Origin of the sequence: Micromonospora sp. NPDC023956 (assembly GCF_040639195.1) — a bacterium.
In the GTDB taxonomy this organism is placed as follows: Bacteria; Actinomycetota; Actinomycetes; order Mycobacteriales; family Micromonosporaceae; genus Micromonospora.
On the sequence record NZ_JBEZZN010000014.1, the window covers coordinates 1 to 16547 of the forward strand.

The 16547-nt window shown below is 73.5% G+C and carries 14 protein-coding genes; 7 read left to right on the forward strand and 7 right to left on the reverse strand.

The features are described from left to right. Positions 1–129 precede the first annotated feature (129 nt). From AB0F58_RS23680 to eccB, 3 genes are all read right to left on the reverse strand, one after another. The gene (locus AB0F58_RS23680; RefSeq protein ID WP_357146796.1) at positions 130–1365 is read right to left on the reverse strand and encodes a hypothetical protein; all 1236 of its coding nucleotides are present in this window, start codon (positions 1363–1365) and stop codon (positions 130–132) included. Beyond that, complete coding sequence (locus AB0F58_RS23685) at positions 1358–1726, reverse strand: hypothetical protein (RefSeq protein WP_357146799.1); 369 nt, start codon at positions 1724–1726, stop codon at positions 1358–1360. The genes AB0F58_RS23680 and AB0F58_RS23685 overlap by 8 nt, the downstream gene beginning before the upstream one ends. Positions 1727–1824: 98 nt before the next feature. Then, positions 1825–3417 (reverse strand): type VII secretion protein EccB, encoded by a 1593-nt coding sequence (gene eccB / locus AB0F58_RS23690; protein ID WP_357146802.1) that lies wholly within the window; start codon positions 3415–3417, stop codon positions 1825–1827. 158 nt (positions 3418–3575) lie between these two features. Here eccB and AB0F58_RS23695 point away from each other — a divergent pair, with 158 nt between their 5' ends. Further along, positions 3576–4748, forward strand: a complete 1173-nt coding sequence (locus tag AB0F58_RS23695; RefSeq protein WP_357146805.1) for a type VII secretion protein EccE — start codon at positions 3576–3578, stop codon at positions 4746–4748. Here AB0F58_RS23695 and eccD read toward each other — a convergent pair. Beyond that, the gene (eccD, locus tag AB0F58_RS23700; protein ID WP_357147099.1) at positions 4738–6126 is read right to left on the reverse strand and encodes a type VII secretion integral membrane protein EccD; all 1389 of its coding nucleotides are present in this window, start codon (positions 6124–6126) and stop codon (positions 4738–4740) included. The two genes, AB0F58_RS23695 and eccD, sit on opposite strands and share 11 nt — an antisense overlap. A gap of 170 nt (positions 6127–6296) precedes the next feature. Here eccD and eccCa point away from each other — a divergent pair, with 170 nt between their 5' ends. Then, a complete protein-coding gene (eccCa, locus tag AB0F58_RS23705) occupies positions 6297–10253 on the forward strand; it encodes a type VII secretion protein EccCa (protein ID WP_357146807.1) in 3957 nt (1318 codons plus the stop codon). 247 nt (positions 10254–10500) lie between these two features. On the opposite strand, the gene AB0F58_RS23710 is transcribed toward eccCa, so the two are convergent. The 3 genes from AB0F58_RS23710 to AB0F58_RS23720 are packed head-to-tail and all read right to left on the reverse strand — an operon-like array spanning position 10501 to position 11985. Continuing rightward, a complete protein-coding gene (locus AB0F58_RS23710; RefSeq protein WP_357146810.1) occupies positions 10501–10929 on the reverse strand; it encodes a YbaB/EbfC family nucleoid-associated protein in 429 nt (142 codons plus the stop codon). 32 nt (positions 10930–10961) lie between these two features. Then, positions 10962–11633, reverse strand: coding sequence for a hypothetical protein (locus AB0F58_RS23715; protein WP_357146813.1), 672 nt, complete (start codon positions 11631–11633; stop codon positions 10962–10964). 46 nt (positions 11634–11679) lie between these two features. Beyond that, entirely contained in the window at positions 11680–11985 is a 306-nt protein-coding gene (locus AB0F58_RS23720) for a hypothetical protein (protein WP_357146816.1), read from the reverse strand. A 330-nt stretch (positions 11986–12315) separates the two neighbouring features. Here AB0F58_RS23720 and AB0F58_RS23725 point away from each other — a divergent pair, with 330 nt between their 5' ends. The 5 genes from AB0F58_RS23725 to AB0F58_RS23745 all read left to right on the forward strand — a co-directional run bounded on the left by AB0F58_RS23725 (position 12316) and on the right by AB0F58_RS23745 (position 16447). Then, on the forward strand, positions 12316–12624 hold the full coding sequence (locus AB0F58_RS23725) for a WXG100 family type VII secretion target (protein ID WP_088980643.1): 309 nt from the start codon (positions 12316–12318) through the stop codon (positions 12622–12624). A 25-nt stretch (positions 12625–12649) separates the two neighbouring features. Further along, positions 12650–12928, forward strand: a complete 279-nt coding sequence (locus AB0F58_RS23730; RefSeq protein WP_357146820.1) for a WXG100 family type VII secretion target — start codon at positions 12650–12652, stop codon at positions 12926–12928. 80 nt (positions 12929–13008) lie between these two features. Continuing rightward, entirely contained in the window at positions 13009–14478 is a 1470-nt protein-coding gene (locus tag AB0F58_RS23735) for a S8 family serine peptidase (RefSeq protein WP_357146823.1), read from the forward strand. Positions 14479–14587: 109 nt separating this feature from the next. Continuing rightward, complete coding sequence (locus AB0F58_RS23740; RefSeq protein ID WP_357146826.1) at positions 14588–15148, forward strand: hypothetical protein; 561 nt, start codon at positions 14588–14590, stop codon at positions 15146–15148. A gap of 15 nt (positions 15149–15163) precedes the next feature. After that, a complete protein-coding gene (locus tag AB0F58_RS23745; protein WP_357146829.1) occupies positions 15164–16447 on the forward strand; it encodes a hypothetical protein in 1284 nt (427 codons plus the stop codon). Positions 16448–16547: the final 100 nt, after the last annotated feature.

Here is a 16547-nt window from a genome sequence, read left to right on the forward strand (position 1 = left end):
ATAACTTTCACAACCCCTACCACCCCCTGAATGGGCCACGGTGTCCGGAGCACCCTCCCCCGCCCACGGTCGCCGCCCTCCCCCCCCCCCACCGGTCGACCGGTGGGCCGGGCCTCCGCCGGGACGGACTCAGTCGCCGTTCTGCCCGAGGACCGGCGGGGTGGTGCCGGAGCCGGCCTGCCAGTCCATGTCGTCCTCGGTCAGCCAGGTACTCCGGGTGGCGGAGTCGTCGTCGTCCCCGCCGGACAGGGGTGCGCCACCGAGCACACCGGGACGCATCGCCCCGACCCCACCGGAACGGTTACCCCCCGCGCCGGGCCGGCCGCCGCCGCCGACCGCGGCCCGGCTCTCCAGGCCGGCGCCACCGGTCGGCCGGGACATCGCGGACCCCGTACCGCCGGCCCCGGCGGACAGCGCCCCGGTGCCGAGTACGCCACCGGCCGGCACCGCCGTCGAGGAGCCCCACGCCGGACCGGTGCCCGCGGCGGAGGTCCGGGTGCCGCCCGCCGCGCTGGCCACCATGCCACCCGCTCCGGCAGCCCAGCCGGTGAGCAGGGCGCCGGTGCCGAGGGAGGGGCCGGCCCCGGCCAGCGAGGTGCCCGAGCCCGGGGTGGTCGGCGGGGCGAGGCCGGAGTCCGGGTCCCGCGACGGGCCACGGTCGTCGAACTCGCCGTGCCCGACCGGGCGCGGCCCGTCGGCCCGGCTGGTGCCGGTGTGCCCCGGAGGGCCGGTGTCCGGGGCGCTGGTCGGAGTGGTCGCGCCGGGCCCGCTGCGGGGGGTGGACGAGGTGTCGTCCACCCCGCCGGGGGTGTCCACCGGTGGCGGGGGCGGCGGGCTCCAGCGGTCGAAGGTGGAGAGGTCGTAGCTGGCGGCCAGTTCGGCCACCACCTTCACCATCCGCTGGTGGGCCTTCTCCTTCTCCTCCTGGTCCTGCTGGTGCCCGGCGACCGCGCCGATGACCGCGCCGGCCGGGCCGAAGAGCGCGCCCTTGGCGGCACCGCCGATCGTCTTGTCGTGGTCGTCGGTCTCGTCCGGGCTCTCGGCCTGGCGCTGGGCCGTCCGCAGCGGCCCCGACATCAACGAGAGCCCCTCGTGGACCGAGCCCATTCCGCTGGCCAGACCGGTGGAGTACTGGACCACGAGGCCGACCCGGCGCTGGAACTCGTCACCGGCGTCGCCGGTCCAGAGGCGGTCGAGGGCGTCGAGGTCCTCCCGGAGGGCACGACCGAGCCCGTCGACCGTGTCCTTCATCGAACTCCACGCGGCGGCGAGGGTGTCGATCTGCTCGGCGTCACCGGCCTGCACACCCTGGTAGAGCTGCTCGTGGCTGACCGGCTGGTAGCGCTGTACGTACTCGTCAGACACGCGGAGTCCCCTCCAGACCGAGCGGGTCGTCGACGCCACCGAGGACCCGGGCGATGTCGGCCGCGTTGGCACTGTTGCGCGCCTCGGTCGTGCGGTAGTTGTCGAGGATCTTCTGGGTCGCCTCCTGCACCGCCACCAGGGAGCGCCGGAGCCGTTGGACCCGGTCGACGTAACGGGTGTGCAGGTCGGTGTACTGCCGGGTGCTGCTGACCGCGTCGGCGAACGCGCCGAGCGCCGGCGGCCGGCACTGCAGCTCGGTGTTCAGCTTCCTGAGCAGTTGGTCGGCCTCGGTGATCCGGCCGGCCAGTCGCCGGTGGAAGTCCTCCAAGGACAGTACGTCGACCCTGGTCTTCGTACCCATGCAACATCCCCGTGGTCGTCGTGGCACTCGTCGCGGGCCCCAGCGTAGTTGACCAAGGCAAGTCCGGCGACCCGGTCGTCGGGCCGGGGCCGCCGCCGTCAACCGTCGCCCGACCCGTCGCCCGACCCGTCGTCCGCCGACGGCGACGAGCCGGTGGTGGGGCGGGCGGAACCGCTGGGTCCGCTCTGCCCGGGACCGTCGTCCCCGGTCGATCCGCCGGTCCGCCGGGGGCTGGGGGATCCGGACGGGGTGGGCTGCCCGGACCGGGTGGCGGAGGGCGTGCCGGGGTCGAAGTGGTCACGGGCCGCCTCGCGGTCCAGGACCGGTCCGGTGGGGATCAGCGCCAGCAGCGAGGCCGGTACGGCCAGCGGGGTCACCCCGCCGTAGCCGAGGGCCGCCGCCGCGTCGCCGGAGCGGGTGCCGAGGGGGTAGCGGATCCCCTGCGAGGTGACCAGGTAACGGGTGGCGGCGGCCGCTCCCTGCCCGCCCTCGCCGACCCCGGGCATCGCCTGGACCAGCGCGCCCTTGCCACCCGGCACGACGACCCGCTCCGCCGTCCGGACGGTGTCCCGGTCGCCCTGACGTACCTCGATCGAGCCGGGCGCGGACGGCGACAGCTCGGGCGGCGTACGGTCGAACACCTCGATCGTCGTGGTGCGCTCGCCCGCCGGACCCGCCCGGTACGTCGCGCAGAGGGACGCCCGGACCAGCCCCGCCTGCCGCAACTCGGGCAGCTTCTGCGGCATGCCCTCCTCTTCGAGGCGCTGGTCGCTGAGCGCCCGGCCCGCCTGCTCCGGGGTGATGTCCCTGACCTCGCCCCCGTCCTTGCGCAACAGCAGCGCGGTGATTTCGCCGATCGGCACCAGACCGTCCCGGGTCAGCACGTAGTACTGGTCGGCGGCGCGGAAGATCTGCCCGACCCGGGACGGCCCGTCGCCGATCTCGAACCGGCTGCGCTCGTTGTCCCCGGAGAGGATCGGCGCCCTCAACCGGGGCCCGGCCGGCACCGCGTTGATCAGTTGCTGACCGACCTCGATCGGCCGGACGGAGGCCATCCGCAGGGCGGCGATCGCCGCGTCGCCGCCGATGATCTGCATCCGGGTGTTCCGGGAGAGCAGGTAGCGCCGGCTGCCGACGGAGACCAGGATCGCCTGGTCTCCGAGGGTCGCGCCGCCGGAGAGCTGTTGGTTGATGACGAGTCGGCTGGCCGACCGGCGCGGGTTGGCGGTGTCCGGCGTGTTGCAGACCGACCAGGGCAGGCCGACCAGCGACGACCGATCCGGGAGGCCGTCCGGGGCGCCGACGATGCCAACCATCCGGCCCCGTGGCCGGTCCCGGATGGACGCCTGGGACATCGACCGGGTCTGCGGGCTCTCCTCGCCGAGGATGAGGCGGGCCGACGTGTAGTTCAACGTCGGGTACAACCGCCCGTCCACGAAGACGTAGGTCGCCCCGGTCTCCTTCTCGATCACCAGGGTGTTCGGTTCGAGCGGGGCGCCACCCTTGGTGAGCAGGCCGTACACGCCCGCGCCGGCGAGCACGATCGCCGCGACCATGGCGCTGCCGAAGACCGCCAGCCCCAGCCGCCGCATCGGCAGGTCCGTCGTCTCGGGGTCGCCCGACAGCAGGGCTGAGACGATGCGGCGGGTGACGAACCGGTACGCCTGAACCTGGTCACGGCGGGTCCGCATGCGCTACCTCCGGCGGGGGTGGGGGTTCCCGGACGAACAGGTCCGACGGCCGTTCCGGGCCTATCTACGATAAGGGCCCCCCACCGACGACGGGATCCGCCGTCCGCCGGCCGGCGACGGACGGCAGGACGGCCCCACCCAGAGGAGAGAGCACAGCGATGACCCAGGTAGAGACGGCCCGCGGTCGCGAGGTGGCCGCGTCGGCCGGCGCACGGGTCGACCGGCCCGGCCGTGGTCGGCTCGGTCCGGTGGCCGTCGGACAGCTCGTCGTCCTGGAGGTCGGCGTGCTGACCGTGGGCGCGGTGTCCGGCGGGCCGGTCTGGGTGACCGGGGTCGTCGCGGCGCTGGTGCTCGTCGTGGTGCTGGCGACCTTCGCCCGACGCGGTGGCCGCTGGTGGTACGAGGACCTGGTCCTGCGCCGCCGGCTCCAGCGACGGGGCCGGGCCGCCCGGCGGGCCGCGCTGTCCCCGGCGACGGCCGATCCGCGCCTGTCCGCGTTGGCCCCGGACCTGACCGTCACCGGGTTCGAGGACCGGGGCAACCGGCTGGGGCTGGGGCAGGACGACCAGGGCTGGTTCGTGGCCTGCGCGGTCACCCTGCCGGGTGGAGCGGCCGGGCCGCTGCCCGGGGCCGCGATCGACCAGGTGGTGCGCGTGCTGACCGGGTCGACCGGCCCGGCCTCGGCCGCCCAACTGGTCGCGCGCAGCCTGGTCTGGTACCCGAAGCCGGGTGGCCAGGCAACCTACCGGCGGGACGTCTGGGTGGCCGCCCGTCTCCGGGTCGCGGACGCCCGTACCGAGGCGGTCAACCGGGGTGGCGGCATCGACGGGGTGCGCCGGACGATGGCGGCGGCGGCGGGCCGGCTCGGCAAGGCGCTCACCGGCGCAGGGCTGGCGTACCGGATGCTCGACCCGGACGAGCTGGCGGCGGCCCTGCTCACCGCGGCCGGGCTCGACGTGGCACCCGATCCGCAGGTGGAGAACTGGACGGGCCTGGCGGGCCGGGGCTGGACGCAGCAGTGCCTACACCTGCGCGGCCGGGCGGACGCCCCGGTCGGCGCGCTCGCCGACGCGGTGACCGCCATCCCGGTGATGTCGCACACCCTGTCCGTGACGGTCGCGGCGGGTGGCCGGGTCTGCGCCCCGCTGCTCCGCGTCGCCGCCCCGGACAGCCGCGCCGCCGACCTACTGAAGACGGTCCGGGACGTGGCCCGGCGGCACTCGTTCGTTCCCCGCCGGCTCGACGGGTGGCACGGGCCGGCGGCCTACGCCTGCGCGCCGGTCGCGGTGGCGGACCCCGCGACCGGCAGCGCCGCGCCGGTCAGGGGTTGATGTTGACGATCCAGCCGTAGAGACCGCAGACCCAGGCGGCCAGCGGCACCACCGCGACGATCAGCAGGATCTCCAGGATGTCCAGGACCCGGCCCCACACCGGGGAGATCGGCTTGCCGGCCACGGCCAGCCCGTAGACCAGGCTGACCACCGCCACCAGCACCAGCGCACCGAGCAGCGCACCGAGACGCAGCAGCGGCGACAGCCCGGTGAAGGTCGCCGCCGTCGCCAGCGCCAGGCCGACGGACCCGGCGACCAGCACCGGGATCCGCTGCGCCCGACTGGCGAGCGGCCGGGCGCGCAGCAGCGAGAGCAGGGCCAGCACGGTGCAGAGCAGCACCGCCGGCAGCCGGCCGTCGACCGCGAGGACCACCTCACCGCCGAGGACGACGACCGCCACCGTCCACAGCAGACCGGTGAGGAACTGGTCCGCCCGGTCACTGAGGGAGAGCAGCTGACGGCTGTCGAACGTCTCGTCGTCGGACTTGAGGTCCTCCGGACCGGTCGGGATGGACGGGACGGGCAGCCGGGCCAGCCGGTACGCCGTCATCGGCAACGCGGGCAGCACCGCGAACGCGATCGTGGCCAGCAGCGCGGCGGACGCCGCGTCGTCCACCCCGAAGGCGAGACAGACCGTCGCGGCGAGCCCGAGGGCGGCCCCGACCACCGTGGCGCCGAGGAACAGCGGCGCGCGGTCCCCCACCGCCAACGCGGCCACCGCGCCGAAGATGAGCAGGGCGGTGGCGGCCAGCAGCACGTGCGGGGGGCCGAGTGCGGACAGCCCTCGCTCACCGGCGAGCAGGAGCAGCCCGCCGACACCGGCGTACACCAGGCTCACCAGGGCCAGTGCCGAACCCGTCCAACTGTCCCCCACCGCCCGGGAGAGCACGGCCGCGGTCACCAGGGTGGCGACGGCGACCACCAGGGCGACCAGCGCGCCGGGAAGCTGCGGTGGCCCGGCGAGCAGCGCCACCGCCGCCCCGCCGAGCAGCGCCACCGAGGCGAACAGGACGGAGAACCGCCGGGTGGTGGCGAGCTGCCAGCCGCCCGGCCGCCGGTTGGTGGCCGTCGCCACCGCGTCGACCACGTCGTCGAAGACGACCTCCGGAGTGGCCGCCTCCCGGGGGTTGAAATACAGCACCTCACCGTCGCGCACCCCGAGCTGGCCCGCCGTCCGGCCGCCGTCGAGCGGCTGCCCGCCCAGCCGGGCCAGGGTCCAGCCGCCGTGCGCAACGCCCTGGTCGGCGAGGTCCTCCCCGGCGTACCTGAGCAGGGTGGGCAGCAGGTCGGCCAGGGGTACGTCGGACGGTAGGGCGAGATCCATCCGGGTTCTCGGCGCCACGATGGTGACCCGGCTCAGCTCACCGGTCCCCGTCATCGTCACCAGGGCCTCCTCGTACTCGCTCGTCACCGGTGTCGACCGGCGGACCACGCCGCCGGCCCACCATGCCCAGGGGAGATTACCCACGGGGACCGGCACGTACGATGCCACCTGACGTGTCCCGTCCCGGGTAGCCGGACGTCATGCGCGATCGGGGGAGTTACGACGTGAGCACGGTGGTCTTCCGACGCCCTCCGCGACAGGCCGGCCCCACCCTGCCGCGCGGTGAGGTGCTCCTGGAGTCCCCACCGGAGCTGCCGGAGCAGATGCCCCGCGGGTTGGGCCAGCTGCTGATGATCCTGCCGATGCTCTGCGGCGTGGGCGCGATGGCCTTCCTCTACGCCGGCCGTTCCGGCGGGGCGATGACCTGGATCGCCGGTGGCCTGTTCGGCGTCTCGATGCTCGGCATGTTCCTCGGCTCGATGGGCAACGGCGGCAACGACAAGGCCGAGCTGAACGCCGAGCGACGCGACTACATGCGGTACCTCACCCAGGTGCGCCGCAAGACCCGGCGCGCGGCGGAGCAGCAGCGGGCCGCTATGCGGTGGCGGCACCCGGAGCCGGACGCCCTCTGGTCGATCGCGGCGTCGCGTCGGCTGTGGGAGCGCCGGATCACCGAGGACGACTTCGGCGAGGCGCGGATCGCGACCGGGCCGCAGCGGCTGGCGGTGCAGATCGTGCCGCCGGAGACCAAGCCGGTGGAGGACCTGGAACCGATGAGCGCGATCGCGCTGCGCCGGTTCGTCCGTACCCACTCCACCGTGCCGGACCTGCCCACCGCGTTGTCGGTGCGGTCGTTCAGCCGGGTGGCGCTGCGCGGCGAGCGCGAGGCGGTGCTCGGGCTGACCCGGGCGGTGCTGGGCCAGCTGGCGACGTTCCACGCCCCGGACGACCTGGTCCTCGCCGTGGTCGCGGCACCCGACCGGCACCCGACCTGGGACTGGGTCAAGTGGCTGCCCCACGCCCAGCATCCCGGCCGGGCCGACGCGGCCGGCCCGCGCCGGCTGGTCTTCACCAGCCTGGCCGAGGCGGAGCAGGCCCTGACCAACGAGCTGTCCAGCCGCCCGAGGTACAGCCGCGAGGCGAAGCCGTTCACCAACGGGCCGCACGTCGTGGTCGTCCTGGACGGCGGCGAGGTCCCGCCGACCGGCCAGCTCGTCGGGATGGGGCTGCTCGGCACCACCGTCGTCGACCTCTCCGGCTCGGTGCCCCGGGACGTCGGCCGCTGGCTGATCTGCCTGGACGTCACCGACGGCACCACGCTGGACCTGGTACAGGGGAAGTCCACCTCGCGGCTGGGTCGCCCGGACCAGCTCGGTGCCGTCGCCGCGGAGGGACTGGCCCGGCAGATCGCCCCCTACCGGCTGTCCCGGCAGACGGTCAGCGAGGAGCCGCTGGCCCGCAGCATGGAGCTGCCGGACCTGCTGGGCATCGGGGACGCCGCCGCGGTGGACGTCCGGCAGACGTGGCGTCCCCGCGCGCACCGCGAACGGCTGCGCATCCCGCTCGGGGTCGGTCCCGAGGGCAACGTGGTGGAGATCGACTTCAAGGAGTCGGCCCACGAGGGGATGGGCCCGCACGGCCTGGTCATCGGGGCCACCGGCTCCGGCAAGAGCGAGCTGCTCCGGACGGTGGTCGCCGGCCTGGCGGTCACCCACTCGTCCGAGGAGCTCAACTTCGTCCTGGTCGACTTCAAGGGTGGCGCCACCTTCGCCTCCCTGGACGTCCTGCCGCACACCAGCGCCGTCATCACCAACCTCGCCGACGAGTTGACGCTGGTCGACCGGATGCGCGACGCGCTCGCCGGGGAGATGAACCGGCGGCAGGAGGTGCTGCGGGCCGCCGGCAACTACATCTCCCGCTACGAGTACGAGAAGGCCCGCGCGGCCGGCGAACCGCTGGAGCCGATGCCCAGCCTGATGATCATCTGCGACGAGTTCAGTGAGCTGCTCGCCGCCAAGCCGGACTTCATCGACCTGTTCGTGATGATCGGCCGGCTCGGCCGCTCGCTCGGCGTCCACCTGCTCCTGGCCAGCCAGCGGCTCGAGGAGGGGAAACTGCGCGGGCTGGACACCCACCTGTCGTACCGGATCGGTCTGCGCACCTTCTCGGCGGTGGAGAGCCGGATCGTGCTCGGCGTGCCCGACGCCTACGAGCTGCCCAGCGCGCCCGGTCACGGCTACCTGAAGTCGGACACCGCGACCATGCTGCGGTTCCGGGCCGCCTACGTGTCCGGCGCGTACCGCGCCCCGGGCCGCCGTACCGCCACCTCGCAGGCCGCCCTCCAGCGCAGCGTCGTGCCGTACGGGGTGGACTTCGTCCCGGTCCAGCGGATCGAGACCCCGGTGGAGGCCACCGCGCCGGAGGAGCCGGCGGAGTCCGGCAAGGTGACCACCATGCTCGACGTGATCACGGAGCAGCTCCGGGGGAAGGGCACCCCGGCGCACCAGGTGTGGCTGCCGCCGTTGGGGGCACCGCCCAGCCTCGGCGAGCTGTACGGCACCCTCACCGTGGACCCGAGGTTCGGGTTGACGGTGCCCGGCTGGGCCGGGCGCGGACAGCTCACCGTGCCGGTCGGCGTCGTGGACCGGCCGTACGAGCAGCGCCGGGACCCGATGATGGTGGAGCTGGCCGGCGCGGGCGGCAACGTGGTGATCGTGGGCGCGCCGCTGAGCGGCAAGAGCACCATGCTGCGCTCGATGCTGGCGTCGCTGGCGCTCAGTCACACCCCGCGCGAGGTGCAGTTCTTCTGCCTCGACTTCGGCGGCGGGGCGCTGCGCAGCCTGGAACGGCTGCCGCACATGGCGGGCGTGGCGCGACGCCGGGACGTCGAGGCGGTCCGCCGCACGGTCGCCGAGGTGGTCACCGTCATCGACGAGCGCGAGGCCCGGTTCGCCCAGCACGGCATCGACTCGGTGGCCAGCTACCGCCGTCGCCGGGCGGCCGGCGAGTTCGCCGACGACCCGTTCGGCGACGTCTTCCTGGTCGTCGACGGGTGGCACACGCTGCGCCAGGAGTACGAGGAGCTGGAGCAGACCATCACCAACCTGGCCGGCCGGGGCCTCGGGTTCGGGGTGCACGTGGTGCTCACCGCGGCCCGCTGGGCGGAGATCCGCATCAACATGCGGGACCTGCTCGGCACCAAGCTGGAGCTGCGGCTCGGTGACCCGACCGAGTCCGAGATCGACCGGCGGGCGGCGGTCAACGTGCCACCGAAGTCCCCCGGCCGTGGCCTGACCCCCACCAAGCTCCAGTTCCTCGCCGCGGTGTCCCGGGTCGACGGCAGCAGCGCCGTCGAGGACCTGACCGAGGCGTCGGCCGCCCTGGCCGAGCAGGTCGCGGCGGCCTGGCCGGGAGCCTCCGCGCCCAAGGTCCGCCTGCTCCCCCGCAAGCTGCCGATGACCGAGCTGGCCCGGGTCGTGGACCGGTCCGCGCCCGGCGTGCCGATCGGCGTCAACGAGTCGGCGCTGGCCCCGGTCTACCTGGACCTGGCCGGCGAACCGCACCTGACCGTCTTCGGCGACGTCGAGTGCGGCAAGACGAACCTGCTGCGCCTGATCGCCCGGGGCATCGTCGAGCGGTACACCCCGGCCGAGGCCCGGCTGGTGATCGCCGACTACCGCCGGGGCCTGCTCGGTGCCGTCGAGGGCGACCACCTGCTCGAGTTCGCCCCGTCGAACCAGGTGTTCAGCCAGGGTCTGTCGTCCATCCGCAGCGCGCTCCAGAACCGGCTGCCCGGGGCGGACGTCACCACCGCCCAGCTGCGCGACCGAAGCTGGTGGAAGGGACCGGACCTGTACATCCTGGTCGACGACTACGACCTGGTCGCCTCCGGTGGCAACAATCCGCTCAGCGCGCTGCACGAGCTGCTGCCGCAGGCCCGCGACATCGGCCTGCACCTGATCGTCACCCGGCGGGCCGGCGGTGTCGCGCGCGCCCTCTACGAGCCGGTGCTGCAACGCCTGCGGGAACTGGACTCGCCGGGCCTGCTGATGTCCGGCAACCGCGAGGAGGGGGCGGTCTTCGGGACGCTGCGCCCGAGCCCGCAGCCGCCGGGCCGGGGCACGCTGGTGCGCCGGCGCGACGGCCAGCAACTGATCCAGACCGCCTGGTGCGAGCCGTGACGGACGTGGGGGAGGCGCCGCCGGTCGGCGGGTCCTCCCCCACGTGACGAACCACCGGCACGCACCCCCGGGGGGCGCTTCCGGCGGGTGGCGGGCCGGTCGTCCCGGAGCCCCGCGCCACCGGCCGGGGCTACCGCCGCTTACGGTCCCGCTGGACCCACCACACGCCGAGCAGCAGCAGCCCCAGGAAGAGCAGGATCCACATCGCCAGGAAAAGCAGGTCGCCCACGGGTGTCCCTCTCGTCGCTCAGCGGCGGCTGTTGAACCGGCTGGCCTGCACGATCGCGTCGTTCACCGACCGCGACACGGCCTCCAGCATGCCGTCCATGCTCTTACGGATGTCGCGGGCCTCGCCGAGCACGTCACCCAGGTCGGCGGTGCCCAGCGTGTCGGACATGGCCTTGGCGACCGCCTCCTGCACACCCTGCTGTGCCCCGTTGAAGGCCTCGGTGATCAGCTCGGCGAGGGTGTAGGAGTCCAGCCGCATCGCCCGCGAATTGATCTCCAACTGACGGAGCGTGCCGTCCGCGCCCAGCTCGACCGAGACCATCCCGTCCTCGGTGTCGTACCGGCTGGTGATCTCCGCCAGCAGCGTCTCCACCTCGGACAGCTGCTGCATCCGCTGCTCGCTGTCGCGTACCACGCGCTCCAGGTCGTCCACGTTCGGGGTGTTCATCTCGGGCTCTTTCGTCGTCGTCGCGGGTACGGTCAGCCGCCCTGGACCTCGAAGCGGCGGGGCGCCTCGTAGTCGATGCGGATCTGCTCGAAGTCCGGCCCGGTGGGGATGCTGCCGCCCTTGGAGTCCAGGTTGATCTTCCCGTAGGCGACGGCGGCCAGCATCGCCGCCACCGCCGTGCCCAGGCCGCCGAGCAGGACGGCGACCTTGGCGGAGAGCGTGGTCAGCGCCAGCCCGACGAACTCGATCATCGCTCGGGCAGCGGCCGAGGTGTGCGGGATGAAGAGGAGCACCACCAGCCCGATCAGGATGACCAGGCAGGCGCCGGCGAAGGCCAGCACGGCCACGAACGACACCATGTACGCGTTCGAGACGGTGTCCAACGTGCTGGAGATGTCGCTGGCGGCAGAGCGGAACTGCTCGATCTCGCCCTTGAAGTTGGTCAGCGAGTCGGCGAAGGCGTCCTTGTCGTCGGCCGTCCAGTCGTCACCCTTGCCGAGCGCGTTGTCCAGGTGGGTGGCGAACGTACCGAGGTCGTTCGCGATCTCCTTCCAGACCGACGCCGCGTCGGACATGTCGTTCGGGTTGGCCGCCATGGTGCCCACGGCGACCACCGCGATGACCGCGGTCTTCGCGATCTTCGCGTTCGCCTCGACCGCTGTCTTCACGGCCGCGAACATCACGGCGTTGGCGACGCTGACCATGCTCCGCTCCCCGTCTCACTCTGCTGCTTCGTCAGGACCGTGTCGCTCACGTGGTCACCACGGTGTTCGCGTTCTCGGCCCGGATCCAGGTGTCCCGGGCCGTCGCGAGTTCGTCGAGGTAGTCGTCGACGGTCTCCCGGATCTCGTTCAGCGCCGTCGAGGCCTGCTCCCGGGCGTCGCCGTAGGCCATCGCGATCGGGATGCCGACGACGCCGAAGTGCGGGAAACCGATCTCGGTGTCCGCGAGCTTGGCCTTGATCGAATCGATGCCGTTCGGGCCGGAGAGGGCGTTCCTGCGCAGGTGTTCCCGAATCGCCTCGATCGCTTCGGACGAGATGTGCTTGCTGGTCATCCGGGATCGCTCCTTGGTCGACAGCCTGCGGGCGGCACGGTGCCGAACTGTAGCAAAGACGCCCGTCGGTACGTCCCCGTGCGACCTGCCGGAGGCGGCCGGAGCCGCTACCGGTCCGCCACCCGGGCCGGACGGACACGGACCGTCCGGGCCCGGTCACCGAACCACCCGGTCCGGCTCCGCCCCGGCGTGAACAGCCCCGTTCCGGGCTACACCCCATCGACCGCGTGGGTTACCGTCTGGGCGGAACTGTCCGTCGGTGGGGTGACCGCTCTACCGCGGGGGGAGGCGCGGCGCGTCAAGCCGCCACAGAGGACGGAAGGGTGTGACATGGCATTCGAGGTCGAAGCTGCGACTCTGCATACCGCCGCGAGTGACGTACGCTCCACGCGCAGCGAGGTCGACGGTGAGCTGAAGAAGCTGTGGAACGTCGTCGACGACCTGGCCATCGCCTGGAAGGGCGGGGCGTCCACGGGTTTCCAGCAGCTGATGCAGCGGTGGAACGAGGACACCGGCAAGCTGCTGACGGCGATGGACAACATCGCCGACCTGCTCGACAAGTCGGGCACCACGCACCAGGTGAACGACGAAGAGCAGCAGCAGATGCTGGACAAGTTCCACGCTGCCCTGAACCCGTGACCCGGCGACCGCAGAGAGGTACATCGTGACGATCAAGGTTGACTACGCGGTCCTCGAGGCCAGCAACGCGCAGATGCAGACCATCTCGCGGACCATCGACGAGAAGCTGGACACGCTCCGGCAGATGCTCAGCAAGCTCCAGTGGGACGGTGAGGACCGGGCCGCCTACCAGCAGCACCAGGCCCAGTGGGACACCGCCGTGCGGGACATCAACAAGATCCTGAACGACATCGGCGGGGCGGTGGGCATCGCCCGCGAGAACTACGTGACCACCGAGATGAGCAACTCGAAGATGTGGCACTGAGACAATCGCCAGCGCGGCTCCGGTCCGGTCCGACCGGCCGGAGCCGCACTGTGTCGGGTGGTCGGCGGCCGGGGAGAACGATGCGTAGGAGAGACGCCCACGCGGGCCGACGGTCCGTGGCGGCCGTGCTGGCCGTCCTGGCCGCCACCGGCACCGGACTGCTGACCAATCCCGGACCGGCCCGCGCCGAGACCGTCCGCGGCTACCAGTGGTACCTGGACACGCTGCGCATCCCCCAGGCGCACCAGCTCAGCAAGGGCAGCGGCGTCACCGTCGCGGTGATCGACGGCGGGGTGGACGCCTCCCACCCGGACCTGCGCGGTCAGGTGCTGCGGGGACACGGGATCGGCGGTGACGCCGCCGCCGACGGTCGCCGGGACACCAACCGGATCGGGCACGGCACGGGCATGGCGGGCCTGATCGCCGGCCGTGGCGGGGGTACCGACCGGCTCCTGGGCATCGCCCCGGCGGCGAAGATCCTGCCGGTGTCGGTCGGGGCACGGTTCGACCCGGGCGAGTTGCCCACGGCGATCCGCTGGGCGGTGGACAACGGAGCGGACGTCGTCAACCTGTCACTCGGCACCCCCGGCCGACCCGACCGCGCCGAACTCGACGCGATCCGGTACGCCCTGGACAAGGACGTCGTCGTGGTCGCCTCGGCCGGCAACCGGGAGCAGGGCGACACCGGCGTCACGTCGCCGGCCAACATCCCCGGCGTGGTCGCGGTCGCCGGGCTGGCCGAGAAGGGCGGGGCCTTCGCCGGTTCGGTGCGCGGCCCGGAGATCGTGCTGGCCGCTCCGCAGGAACGGATCATCAGCTCCCGCCCGTACGCGGTGTCGAAGAACGGCTACGGCCTGACCAGCGGCACCAGCGACTCCGCCGCGATCGTCTCCGGGGTGGCCGCGCTGGTGCGCTCCCGCTACCCGGACCTCGACGCGGCCAACGTGGTCAACCGGCTGATCCGGACCGCCGACGACGAGGGCCGCTCGGGTCGGGACGACCAGTACGGCTTCGGTGCGGTGGACCCGGTGGCCGCGCTGCGCGGCACGGTGCCGGCGGTACGCGGCAACCCGCTGGTGACCCGGGAATCGGCGACCGAGCCGGCGGAAGCGCCCGCCGACCCGCAGGGCGAGCAGGGCATCTACGGGTTCAGCGTGACGAACAAGGCCGGCGCGGCCCTCCAGGTCGGCCTCTGCCTGGCGGTGGTCGTCGGGGTGATCGTCCTGATCGTGCTCTCCCGCCGCTCCGCGCGCCGTCGGCCACCCACCGGTCCGCCCGGCTTCCCCCCACCACCCTCCGGCGGTTGGCCGCCCGCCGGCCCCCCGCCGGTCGGCCCGGCGTGGCCCGCACCGTCCGGCCAGCACCCCCTGGGCCACCCACCACCCGGCCCGTACCCGGGGCAGCCGATGCCCGGCCCGTACCCGGGACACCCGACGCCCACCACCCACCCGCCCGCCGCGCCGGTGCCCGGAGCGGCCCCGCCGGGAGCCGCCCCGGTGCCACCGGCCCCGGCCCCGGCCCCGGCACCGCGCCCCGACACCGAGCGCTAGGCGCCGACAGCCGACGCCGGAGCCCGGCGCCGAGCGCCAGGGGCCGACACCCAACGCCACGGGTCCGCCGCCGAGCGGGACGACACGACAGCCAACGGGGAGGACACGGATGACCGACAGAACGTCGCAGCCGGATCAGGTCGAGGTCGAGACGCCGCGGATCCCGCTGTCGCCGACCCTTCCGGTCAGCATCAACGGCTTCGGCATGGACAACGTCAACCGCGCCCAGACGCCGTCGGACCTGGTCGCCGGCCCGAACGAAGCCGGCGTCAAGACCGAGTGGGACGCGTCCACGCTGGACGGCGCGATCAGCTGGCTCAGCGCGCACGCCTCCTACCTGCGCCGGCTCTATCACGGCATGGCCGACATCCAGGACCTGATGGGTGGCGCGGGGGCCGCCGCCACCACCGGTATGCCGTCGGGCGTGAGCGGCATGCAGAAGAGCCCGCTGGGCGGTTTCACCTGGGCCGGCCGGCTGACCCAGAAGCACGCGAACCTCTACACCGGCACCGAGTCGGGGGTGCTCGACCTGGCCGACCGGCTGGAGGACGCGGTCGAGGTGCTGCGGAAGGTCAAGGAGAACTACCAGACGGCGGAGCGGGCCAACGAGATGACCGCCGAACAGATCAGACAGATCTTCGCGGACGCTGCCTCCGGCGGCGAGAGCTAGGGCGGGAGCGGCCTGATGGGTGTCAGTTGGGAAGAGATGTGCCAGCAGGTCGTCATCGACGGCCGGCCCGGTGACGTGGCCAGTGCCGCCCTCGGGTGGACGGAACTGCTGAAGAACCTGCGCAGCGTCAAGGAGAGCCTGGAGAAGAACGTCACCGACCTGGGGGCGGTCTGGAAGGGGCCGGCGTACGACTCGTTCAAGACCCACGTCGACGAGATCGCCAAGACCACCGGACGACTGATCGACGACGCCGAGGAGGGCGACGGCATCGTCCAATCCCTGAACGCCGCCGCGGACCGGTTGACCGAGGCGCAGCGGGAGTTCCCGATCCCGGCCTCGTGCGTCAACGACGTGCTGGAGGCCCGCAACGGCCACCTCACCATCGGTGTCGGCTTCTTCGAGGCGAAGGTGGCCCCGGACTTCCTCGGCCTGCTGGACCCGATCGCCGGGCTGGCCGACTGGCTCAACGACCGCACCGACGAGGCCAGCCGGGTCTACGAACGGGTCAACAACCAGTACCAGGGCCAGGCCAGCACGATGCCGGGCGAAACCAGCGCGCTGCCGACACAGCAGGATCCCAACCTGGAGACCCCGAACCTGAACACCGGCGGCGGCGGAGGTGGCGGCGGCGGCTCGGTGCCGTCGTTGCCCGGTGGGCCCGGCACGGGCCGGCCGCCCGGCACGCCGGACCTGCCGTCGACGACCAACCCCGACCTGCCGTCCACGCCCGACCCGGATCTCGGGCGGGATCCCGACACCGACCTGCCCGGCACCACCACGCCCGACTACGGCCGTCCGCCCGGTCCCGACGACGACCAGTACGGTTCCGGGCTGGCCAGCGCCGGGCCGACGCCCGGTACCGGCACCGGCGGCCTGCCCAGCACGTCCGGGCTGGGCGGCGGCGGTCTCGGCGGTGGGGCCGGCTCGGGGTCGATCCCCGGTGGCGGTGCGCTCGGCCGCCCGGTCGCCACGATGATGCCGCCGATGATGGGCGGCGGTGCCGGCGGCGCCGGCCGGGGTGGCGGAAAGCTCGGTGCGGGCGGCCGGCTGGGCGCGGGCATGGCGCCCGGCATGCTCGGCGGAGCAGCCGGTGGCCCGGGTGGCCGAGGTGCCGGTGGCCGGGGTACCGCCGCGACGGCTGGCGGGGCGCGGGGCGCGGCCGGTGGCCGGGGTGGCCTGGTCGGCGCGGGCGCCGGAGCCGGCTACGGGGAGGACGAGGCCACCCGGAACACCTGGCTCGACGAGGACGAGGACATCTGGGGCGCCGACGGCGACAGCCTGCCGGGCATCCTGCGCTGAGGTGGTGCCGGGGCCCCTGTCACCGCTTCCTGCGGAGCAGGGGCCCCGGCAGGCACCCGGGCGGAGCAGCGGGCACGCCGGAGGGCGACGGGTGCGCGAG